10 protein-coding genes are annotated in these 9589 nt (G+C 72.5%); 7 read left to right on the top strand and 3 right to left on the bottom strand.

Annotated features, from left to right (window positions below; all coding sequences use genetic code 11):
* The 5 genes from VHA72_RS14470 to VHA72_RS14450 all read left to right on the top strand — a co-directional run.
* A partial coding sequence (locus tag VHA72_RS14470; protein ID WP_325576418.1) for a DNA gyrase subunit A occupies positions 1 to 1459 on the top strand: 1459 nt, incomplete at its 5' end.
* A 4-nt stretch (positions 1460 to 1463) separates the two neighbouring features.
* Positions 1464 to 2150, top strand: coding sequence for an LppX_LprAFG lipoprotein (locus VHA72_RS14465; RefSeq protein WP_325576416.1), 687 nt, complete (start codon positions 1464 to 1466; stop codon positions 2148 to 2150).
* Positions 2147 to 3883: an MFS transporter gene (locus VHA72_RS14460; protein ID WP_325576414.1), complete on the top strand. Its 1737-nt coding sequence runs from the start codon at positions 2147 to 2149 to the stop codon at positions 3881 to 3883. The genes VHA72_RS14465 and VHA72_RS14460 overlap by 4 nt, the downstream gene beginning before the upstream one ends.
* A gap of 9 nt (positions 3884 to 3892) precedes the next feature.
* Entirely contained in the window at positions 3893 to 4396 is a 504-nt protein-coding gene (locus tag VHA72_RS14455) for a beta-class carbonic anhydrase (protein WP_325576412.1), read from the top strand.
* Positions 4393 to 4845 carry a PaaI family thioesterase gene (locus VHA72_RS14450; protein ID WP_325576410.1) on the top strand — a complete coding sequence of 151 codons (453 nt, stop codon included), beginning with the start codon at positions 4393 to 4395 and terminating at the stop codon, positions 4843 to 4845. The genes VHA72_RS14455 and VHA72_RS14450 overlap by 4 nt, the downstream gene beginning before the upstream one ends.
* A 118-nt stretch (positions 4846 to 4963) precedes the next feature.
* Here the strand turns inward: VHA72_RS14450 and VHA72_RS14445 are convergent, their stop codons facing one another.
* Positions 4964 to 5767 carry a formate dehydrogenase accessory sulfurtransferase FdhD gene (locus VHA72_RS14445; protein WP_325576408.1) on the bottom strand — a complete coding sequence of 268 codons (804 nt, stop codon included), beginning with the start codon at positions 5765 to 5767 and terminating at the stop codon, positions 4964 to 4966.
* A gap of 27 nt (positions 5768 to 5794) precedes the next feature.
* On the bottom strand, positions 5795 to 6178 hold the full coding sequence (locus tag VHA72_RS14440) for a hypothetical protein (protein ID WP_325576406.1): 384 nt from the start codon (positions 6176 to 6178) through the stop codon (positions 5795 to 5797).
* A gap of 28 nt (positions 6179 to 6206) precedes the next feature.
* Here VHA72_RS14440 and VHA72_RS14435 point away from each other — a divergent pair, with 28 nt between their 5' ends.
* On the top strand, positions 6207 to 7037 hold the full coding sequence (locus VHA72_RS14435; protein WP_325576404.1) for a class I SAM-dependent methyltransferase: 831 nt from the start codon (positions 6207 to 6209) through the stop codon (positions 7035 to 7037).
* A 6-nt stretch (positions 7038 to 7043) separates the two neighbouring features.
* Here VHA72_RS14435 and VHA72_RS14430 read toward each other — a convergent pair whose 3' ends face one another.
* Complete coding sequence (locus VHA72_RS14430) at positions 7044 to 9107, bottom strand: DNA gyrase/topoisomerase IV subunit B (protein ID WP_325576420.1); 2064 nt, start codon at positions 9105 to 9107, stop codon at positions 7044 to 7046.
* Between the two features lie 209 nt (positions 9108 to 9316).
* On the opposite strand from VHA72_RS14430, the gene VHA72_RS14425 reads away from it, so the two are divergent.
* Entirely contained in the window at positions 9317 to 9547 is a 231-nt protein-coding gene (locus tag VHA72_RS14425) for a DUF7455 domain-containing protein (RefSeq protein ID WP_325576402.1), read from the top strand.
* The last annotated feature ends 42 nt before the right edge of the window (positions 9548 to 9589 follow it).

Raw genomic sequence — 9589 nt, 5'->3', positions numbered from 1 at the left:
CAACAACGTCGCCCTGGTCGACGGCCAGCCGCGCACGCTGGGGCTCAAGGAGCTGCTCGAGGTCTTCCTCGGCCACCGCTACGACGTGGTCCGCCGGCGCAGCCAGTTCCGCCGCGACAAGGCCGCCGCCCGGCTGCACCTAGTCGAGGGCCTGCTGCTGGCGATCCTCGACATCGACGAGGTCATCCAGCTGATCCGCTCCTCGGACAACGCCGCGGCCGCCAAGGAGCGGCTGATGACGGTCTTCGACCTCTCCGAGCTGCAGGCGGAGTACATCCTCGACATGGCGCTGCGCCGGCTGACCAAGTTCTCCAAGATCGAGCTGGAGAAGGAGCAGGCCGAGCTGGAGGCCACCATCGAGCAGCTCGACGCGATCCTGGCCGACGACGCCCTGCTGCGGAAGGTGGTCTCCGACGAGCTGGCGGAGGTCGCCAAGACCTACGGCACCCCCCGCCGCACGGTTCTGCTGTCGTCGGCCGGTACGGCGGCGACGGCCGCGGCGACCGCGCCCCTCGAGGTGCCCGACGACCCCTGCTTCGCGCTGCTGTCCTCCACCGGGCTGCTCGCCCGCACCCAGAGCACGGAGCCGGTGCCCACCGGTGGCGCCCGGACCAACCACGACGTGATCGTCTCGGCGGTGGCCACCACCGCCCGCGGCGAGATCGGGGTGCTGACCAGCCGGGGCCGGCTGCTGCGGCTCGGCGTACTCGACCTCCCGGCGATCCCTCCGACCGCCGGCGACCCGAACCTGCAGGGCGGGCTACCGCTCTCCGCGCTGCTGTCGCTGGCCGGCGGCGAGCGGGCGTTGGCGCTGTGCACGCTGACCGGCGAGGGCCCCGGTCTGGCGCTCGGCACCCGGCTCGGCACCGTCAAACGGGTCAACCCCGAGGTGCTCGGCAAGGACGAGTGGGAGGTCATCCGGCTCGCCGACGGCGACGAGGTGGTCGGCGCGGTGCAGCTGACCACCGGCGCCGAGACGCTCTGCTTCGTCACCTCCGACGCCCAGCTGCTGCACTTCGGCGCCGACCAGGTCCGGCCGCAGGGCCGCGCCGGCGGCGGCATCGCCGGCATCCGGGTCGCGCACGGCTCGCGGGTGGTCTTCTTCGGCGCCCTGGCCCCCGAGGCCCCCGGCGGCGCCGTGGTGGTGACGGCGGCGGGGTCCTCCAGCGCGCTGCCGGGCACCGAGACCGGGTCGGTCAAGGTGACGCCGTTCGCGGAGTACCCGGGCAAGGGCCGTGCCACCGGCGGCGTGCGCTGCCACCGCTACCTCAAGGGCGAGGACACCCTGATCTTCGCCTGGGCCGGCCCGGCCCCGGCCCGCGCGGCCGCGGCCAGCGGCGCCCCGGTCGAGCTGCCCGAGGCCGACGGTCGCCGCGACGGCTCCGGCGTCCCGGTCGGGCAGCCGATCGACGCCTGCGCGGGACCGGTGGCAGCGACCGTGGGCGGCGTGGAAGGCTGAGGACGTGCGCCGTACCTCCGCTCTCGTCGTGCTCGCCGCCCTGGCCCTCACCGGCTGCGGCGGGGGCGGCAAGCCCGCGTCGCTGTCGCCGCAGAAGGCGGTCGCGCTCGCCAAGGCGAACCTCGACAAGACTCCCGGCCTCCATCTCACCCTGACCGGCAAGGACCTGCCCGACAGCGGCACCACGCTGATCAGCGCCGACGGCACGCTCACCCGGGCCCCGGCGTTCAGCGGGAAGCTGGTGGTCTCGCTGCTGGGCACCCGCCCGACCATCCCGGTGGTCGCGGTGGGCGGCACCGTCTACGCCAAGATGCCGCTGACGGTGGGCTGGCAGACGGTGGACCCGGCGCAGTACGGCGTGCCCGACCCGTCGGCGCTGCTGGACACCCAGACCGGCATCTCGCACCTGCTGACCGCGACCAGCGGGCTCAAGGCCGGCAAGAGCGTGCGCGGCGGCAAGGACAACAAGCAGGTGCTGACCACCTACACCGGCACCCTGCCCGGCGGCGCGGTCGCGGCCGTGATCCCCAGTGCGACCGGCACCTTCGACGTCTCCTACACGATCGACGACAGCCACCGACTGGAGCAGGCGCAGCTGCACGGCGACTTCTACGGCGCCGACGAGCAGGCGTCGACGTACACCCTGACGCTCGACAAGTACGGCACCGATACGAAGATCACCGCGCCGTGAGTCCGGGCCGGCGGCTGCTGGCGCTGGCGGCGATCGCGGTTGCGTTCGCCGCCGCCGACACCTACGTCGTCGTGCTGGCACTGCCCGACATGATGGCCGGGGTCGGGCTCTCGGTGGAGCAACTGCAGCAGGCCGCGCCGATCGTCTCGGCGTTCCTGCTCGGGTACGTCGCGATGCTCCCGCTGATCGGCAGCATCGCCGACCGTCGCGGCCGGCTGCCGGTGCTGGTGGCCGGGCTGGTGGTCTTCGCCACCGGCTCGCTGCTCACCGCGCTGGCGTACGGCCTGGGACCGATGGTGATCGGCCGGTTCCTGCAGGGCCTGGGCGGCGGGGCGCTGGTGCCGGCCACGCTGGCGCTGGTCGCCGACCTCTACCCGGTCGAGCGCCGCGGCGTGCCGCTCGGGATCGTCTCGGCCGTCCAGGAGGCCGGCTCGCTGCTCGGGCCGCTGGCGGGCGCGGTCGTGCTCGCGCTGGCCGACTGGCGGGCGATCTTCGTGGTCAACCTGCTGGTGGCGGCGGCGCTCGCGGTGGCGCTGCGCGCCTCCGAGCCCCGTGCCGCTCGGGTGCCGCCGCGGCTGCCCGACCCCGTCGGCCTGCTGCTGGTGCTGGTCGCGCTCGCGGCCGGCGTCCTGGTCTTCGTCGAGCCGACCGCGATGATGCGCGACCTGACCTGGGGCCGGCTCTACATCCCGGTCGCCGGCGACAGCCGCTGGCTCACGCCGCTCGGGCTGACCACCGTGGCCGCGCTGGCGCTGCTGGCGATCTGGTGCGCGAGTGCCCGCCGGCCACTGGTCGACCTGCGCGGCTGGGCCGCCGGCGCCCGTGGGGTCGACCTGCCCGGTGCGCTGCTGCTCGCCCTCGCCCTGACCGGGGTGATCCTGGCGTTCGCGACCGCCGACCCGCAGGTACAGGCCATCGCACCGCAGGGCCGGTGGTACCTGCTCGGCGCCGCCCTCGCCGTGGCCGCGTTCGCCACCCGGCAGCGGACGGCGACCCACCCGCTGCTCCCCCGCGCCGCGCTGCGCGCCCCGGCCGCCTGGGGGTCGGTGGTGGTCAGCCTGCTGATCGGGGCCGCGCTGGTGGCCGCCCTCATCGACGTACCGCTCTTCGCGCGCACCACGATCTACCCCGACAGCCAGCTCAAGGCGGCGCTGGTCCTGGTCAGGTTCCTGGTGGCGCTGCCGATCGGCGCGATCGCTGGCGGCTGGCTCACCCGGCGGCTGCCGGCGGGCATGGTCGCGGCGGTCGGGCTGCTGCTCGCGGCGGCCGGGCTGGCCCTGATGGCCCGCTGGGACGTCGACGCGCTGCGCCACGCCGTCGCGACGGTGCCGCTGGTGCTGGCCGGGCTGGGCTTCGGCCTGGTGCTGGCGCCGGTCAACGCCGCCGTCCTGGCCACCACCGATGCCGCCATCCACGGCCTGGCCAGCTCGTTGGTCGTGGTCGCCCGGATGGTCGGCATGCTGGTCGGGATCTCGGCGCTGACCACGCTCGGGCTGCGGCACTACTACGCCGCCCAGGCCGACCTGCCACCGATGAGCCGGGTCTGCGGCGGCAGCGGTCTGTGCGACGCCTACGAGACGCTGCTGCGGCGCGCCGGCATCGCGGAGGAGCACACCGTCTTCGGCTGGGCCGCGGTGGTAGCGGTGCTGGGCGCCGTCCTCGCGCTCGGACTGCTGCGCGGCGCCGCCACCCGCGGGGTGGACCCTCGCGAGGCACTGAGCGGGCTGGGCTAACCTGCGGCCATGGCTGACTCCAACGACTTCGCCGACCTGCTCGCCGCCAACGCCGCCTTCGCCGCCGACTTCGCCTACGGCGGCTTCGACGGCATCGCCCGCGCCGGCGTCGCCCTGGTGACGTGCATGGACTCCCGGATCGACCCGCTGGGCATGATCGGGCTCAAGCCCGGCGACGCCAAGATCTTCCGCAACCCCGGCGGCCGGGTCACCGAGGCGGCGATGGAGGCGCTGGTCCTGGGCGTCCACCTGCTCAACGTCCAGCGGATCCTGGTCGTGCCACACACCCGCTGCGCGGTGGCCTCCAGCTCGGAGGAGGAGCTGCGCCGCCGGGTCGAGGCCTCGGCCGGCGTCGACGCCTCCTGGCAGCCCATCCACGTCATCGACGACCAGGTGCGCGCGCTCGCCGAGGACGTGCACAAGGTCAAGGCACACCCGCTCATCCCCGACAGCGTCGTGGTCGGCGGGTTCATCTACGACGTCGACAGCGGCCTGCTCAAGCAGGAAGCGTGACGCTCTCCCTGCAGGAGACCCACTTCCCGGAGCTGACCTGCTTCGGGTGCGGGCCGGCCAACGAGAAGGGGCTGCGGCTGCGCAGCTTCTCGACACCGGAGGGGTACGTCGCGCAGTTCCTGCCCTGGCCCGAGCACGACAACGGGGTGGGATTCCTCAACGGCGGGATCATCGGCACTCTGCTGGACTGCCACAGTGCGGCGGCGGTCGTCGACACCGCCTACCAGCACGGCTGGCGGGCGCTGGGCGGTGCGCTGCTGCCCTACGTCACCGCCGGCCTCGACGTGCGCTACCGCCGCCCCGCGCCGCTGACCGAGCCGGTCACGCTGCGTGCCGAGGTGGTGACGGCGGACGAGTCGGAGATCACCGCCCGGGTGTGGCTGGAGTACGACGGCAAGCTCCGCGCCGAGGCCGAGGCGCTCTGGAAGCGCTGGCGCCCGCGCTCCTGACCGCCCCTCCTCCCAAACTGTCACCGTGATGGTTTGGGTGGTCGGTGATACTTCCGAAGTGTCACTCCGGACGCGAACTATCACCGTGACACTTTGGGGGCGCGGCGGCTGAGTGCTGTCAGGCGAGCAGGTCCTCGCCGGCGTAGACGTTCAGGTCGCCGTTGCGGACCATGCCGGCCAGCAGCAGGCCGTGCTCGCGGGCGAGGTCGACGGCCAGCGACGAGGGCGCCGACACTGCCACGATGCCGGCCACGCTGGCCGCCACCGCCTTCTGCACGATCTCGAAGGAGACTCGGCCGCTGACCACCAACAGGTGGTCGGTGGCCGGCAGCAACCCGTCCAGCAGGGCCCGGCCGATCACCTTGTCGACCGCGTTGTGCCGGCCCACGTCCTCGAACTCGCACCGGACGTCGCCCCGCGTGTCGGCGAGCGCGGCGGCGTGCACCCCGCCGGTCTTGGCGAACGCCCGCTGCCGCTCGCGCAGCGTGTCGGGCAGCCCGGCGACGACCGCACGGCTGACCCGCCAGCCCTCGCCATGGGGCGCGGCGCGGCGCAGCGGCGACAGATCCAGTACGTCGGCCGAGCAGACGCCGCAGGCGGCGCTGGTGACGAACGCCCGCGGCCGCGGCGGTGTCACGCCGGGCGCCAGCGTAATGTGCACCCGGTCGGTGTCGTCTTCGCGGCAGCTGCGCAGCTGCACGATGTCCTCGCGCCGCTGCACGCCCGACTCCACCGTCAGCCAGCCGGCGGCCAGCTCCAGATCATGGCCGGGGGTGCGCATCAAGGTGGCGATGGCCTCGCCGCCTGGTCCTGAGCCCGTCGAAGGGTCGAGGCCGAGCACCAGCGGCGCCTCGACCGCGAGCTCGTCGGGCCCTCGGACGCCGCGACGCACGATCGCGCGCCGGGTGGTCATCACCGCCATGCTCCGAGGTTAGCCCGGCGGTCCGCGTCAGCCGAGCAGCTCGCGCAGGCGGCGGTCGACGAGGGCACCCGGAAGTGTGTCCGCCTCGATGAGCTCGCGCAGTGCGGCCGCATCGCCGACCGGGCCGATCGCGGCGAGCAGCGCCGCCGTCGCTGCGGCCGGATCGCCCTCGACCGGTACGTCGGCCAGCAGCGGGCAGTCGATCGAGCCGCCCTCCGGCTCCGGGCCGGCCGCGGGCAGCCAGCAGCCGACCTCGAAGACCAGTGCCGCCGCCGGCGAGGGCGAGTCGGCGCGGACGTCGACGTACCAGAACAGGTCGCCGGCCGGTAGGCGCAGATGGCCCTTGCGCGCCTTCGCGCCGCCGGCCTTGAGCGCCTTGGTGATCGCCGTCCGGCGTGCCTTCTGATCCACGGGCCGATTCTCCCAGCATGATGTCGCGATGGAGTACGACCCCTCGCAGTTCCGCGGCAGCGCGCAGTACTACCTCCGCGGCCGTCCGCCGTACTCCGCCCGCCTCGCGGCCGTCCTGGCCGAGGCGCTGGGCCTCGACGGCACCGGCACCCTGGTCGACGTCGGGGCGGGGCCCGGCACGCTGTCGGCCCAGCTCGGGAACCTCTTCGGGCGCGTCGTGGTCGTGGAGCCCGATCCGGACATGCTGGCCGAGGCGCGACGTCATCTGGCCGAGCACCAGGTCGGACCGGCGGAGTTCGTGCAGGCGACCGCCGAGGAGCTGCCGCGGCTGGGCCTGGCGGGCGCCCGAGTGGTGGCCTTCGGGCAGTCGTTCCACCGCGTCGACCGGATCTCGGTCGCCAACGCCGTCCACGACCTCCTGGCCGACGACGGCGCGATGGTGCTGGTCACCCACGACTACCGCTCGCAGCCGCGGGGCCCGCTGCCGACCGAGCCACCGGTCCCCCACCACGAGATCCGCCAGCTGGTCCGGCGCTTCCTGGGACCGGAACTGCGCTCGGGAACCCGCCTGGTGCGCGACCTGGTGACCGAGAGGTTCGAGGAGACGCTCGCGCGCACCCGCTTCGGCGCCGCCGAGACGCTGGTCGCGCCGGGGCGCACCGACCTGGTGCGCGACACCGACGACGTGGTGGCCGGCGTGCTGTCGATGTCCTACGCCGCGCCGGGCCTGCTCGGCGACCGGCTCGAGGAGTTCCTGGCCGAGCTGCGCGCCTTCCTCCTCAGCGTGAGCCCCACTGGCCGCTTTTGGGAGTGGCCCGGCGACACCGAGATCCTGATCGCCCGCACGACGTCCGCCTGAACGGGTCTACGCGTCGATGGCGTCCGCATCGACCTCGTACGCTCCCGCGATCACGAACTCCTTGCGCGGCGCGACGTCGGAGCCCATCAGCAGCTCGAAGACCTCGGCAGCGGCCTCCGCGTCGTCGACGGTGAGACGGCGCAGAGTGCGGTGCCGCGGGTCCATGGTGGTCTCGGCCAACTGGTCGGCGTCCATCTCGCCCAGGCCCTTGTAGCGTTGCACCGGGTCCTTCCAGTTGACGCCGCGCTTCTTCAGGTCGGCCAGCTTGCGCTGCAGCTCGTCGTCGGAATAGGTGTAGATGTACTTGTCCATGCCCTTCTTCGGGTTGGACAGCTCGATCCGGTGCAGCGGCGGTACGGCGGAGTAGACCCGGCCGGCGTGGACGAGGTCGGGCATGTACTTCATGAACAGCGTGGCCAGCAGGGTGCGGATGTGCGCGCCGTCGGCGTCGGCGTCGGCCATGAAGATGATCCGGCCGTAGCGGCGGGCCTCGATGTCGAACGTGCGGCCCGAGCCGGCGCCGACCACCTGGATGATCGAGGCACATTCGGCGTTCTTGAGCATGTCGCCCACCGAGGCCTTCTGCACGTTGAGGATCTTGCCGCGGATGGGCAGCAGCGCCTGGAACTCCGAGTTGCGCGCCATCTTGGCGGTGCCGAGCGCGGAGTCCCCCTCGACGATGAACAGCTCGGTACGGTCGTTGTCGTTGGAGCGGCAGTCGGCCAGCTTGGCCGGCAGCGAGGACGACTCCAGCGCGTTCTTGCGGCGCTGGGTCTCCTTCTGCTGGCGCAGCGTGAGGCGGGTCTTGGCGGCGCCGTACACCTTCTCCATGACCCGCTTCGCCACCGTCTTGTCGGCGGCCTTGGTCGAAGTCAGGAAGCGCTTGAGCTCGGCGCCCACCACCTTGCGGACCACGGTGCGAGCGGCGGGCGTGCCCAGGATCTCCTTGGTCTGGCCCTCGAACTGCGGCTCGGCCAGGCGCACCGTCACCACGGCGGTCAGGCCCTCCAGAACGTCGTCCTTGATCACATCGTCGTCGTTGGCCTTGAGCACGCGGGCGGCCTTCATCGCCTCGTTGAACGTGCGGGTGACGGCCTGCTCGAAACCGCTGACATGGGTGCCGCCCTTGGGCGTGGCGATCACGTTGACGAAGGAGCGCACCTCGGTCTCGTAGCCCATCCCCCAGCGGCAGGCCACGTCCACGGTCAGCTCGCGCTCGACGTCTTGTGGGGTCATGTGGCCCTGCTCGTCGAGCATCGGCACCGTCTCGGTGAACGTGTCCGAGCCCTGCAGCCGCAGGATCGGCGTGACCGCCTCGTCGTGCGCCAGGAAGTCGACGAACTCGGCGATGCCGCCGTCGTGGCGGAACTTCTCCTCCACCGGGGTGTCGCCGCGCAGGTCGCGGATGACCAACTCCAGGCCGGGCACGATGAAGGAGGTCTGCCGAGCGCGGACGACCAGGTCGTCGTAGACGAAGGTGGCGTCCTTGGTGAAGATCTGCCGGTCGGGCCAGAACCGGATCAGCGTGCCGGACCTGCCCTTGGCGACCTTGGCGCCCTTGCGCGAGAGCCCGCTCTGCGGCGTGAACCGGGCCTGGGGACCCTCGCCGTCGAACACGCCCGGCACGCCGCGCTGGAAGCTCATCCCCTGCCGCGCCGGCGAGCGGTCGACGTCGATGTCCATCCGGGCCGAGAGCGCGTTGACCACCGAGAGGCCGACGCCATGCAGGCCACCGGTGGCGGCGTACGACGAGCCGCCGAACTTCCCACCGGCGTGCAGCTTGGTCGCGACCACCTCCACACCGGGCAGCCCGGTCTTGGGCTCCTTGTCGGTGGGGATGCCGCGGCCGTCGTCGTACACCTCGACCGAGCCGTCCGCGTGCAGCGTCACCTCGACCCGGTGGGCGAAGCCTGCCAGGGCCTCGTCGACACCATTGTCGATGATCTCCCAGACGCAGTGCATGAGGCCGCGGGTGTCGGTCGAGCCGATGTACATGCCCGGCCGTTTGCGCACCGCCTCCAGGCCCTCGAGGACCAGGAGGTGGGCTGCGTTATAGGTGTTCTCGGCGATGACGAGCTCCTGCTGGGTACCGGTGAAACTGTGTCTTGAATCTACCTGCGACACGCCCGTCTTCCGATCTCGCCACGCGCGGGGCCCCTCGGGTCTACGGTGGGCGCCAGTGAGGTGGTGGGGGACACATCGGCTGGGGAATCTTGAACTCCCCGGCTACGTTTCACCAGTCACCGAGGGATCGAACAGATCGAAGAAAAGAGGCCGATGTGACCACTGCCGTTGCACCCAGCGCCCAGCTGACAGCTGCGGACCGCTGCGACCGTTGCGGAGCCCAGGCCTACCTTCGCGTGGAGCTCCAGTCAGGTGGCGAGCTGCTCTTCTGCGCTCACCACGCCCGCGAGCACGGCGACAAGCTTCGGGAGATCGCGGTCAACCTGACCGACGAGACCCACAAGCTCACCGGCACGCCCAGCTCGGCGCCCGACGAGGAGCGCTGAGCCCCACCGAGCCGACCGACCCCGCCGCGGCCCCCGCCCAGG

Origin of the sequence: Nocardioides sp., assembly GCF_035547795.1 — a bacterium.
Classification (GTDB): Bacteria; Actinomycetota; Actinomycetes; order Propionibacteriales; family Nocardioidaceae; genus Nocardioides.
The sequence above is the reverse complement of the archived record's forward strand: the minus strand, read 5'-3'. Positions and strand labels throughout refer to the sequence as shown.

Bases quoted from the DNA above. Each gene is read 5' to 3' on its own strand.
- VHA72_RS14455 (WP_325576412.1), top strand. From the start codon at position 3,893: ATGGCTGACTCCAACGACTTCGCCGACCTGCTCGCCGCCAACGCCGCC.
- VHA72_RS14445 (WP_325576408.1), bottom strand. From the start codon at position 5,767: ATGGCGGTGATGACCACCCGGCGCGCGATCGTGCGTCGCGGCGTCCGA.
- VHA72_RS14435 (WP_325576404.1), top strand. From the start codon at position 6,207: ATGGAGTACGACCCCTCGCAGTTCCGCGGCAGCGCGCAGTACTACCTC.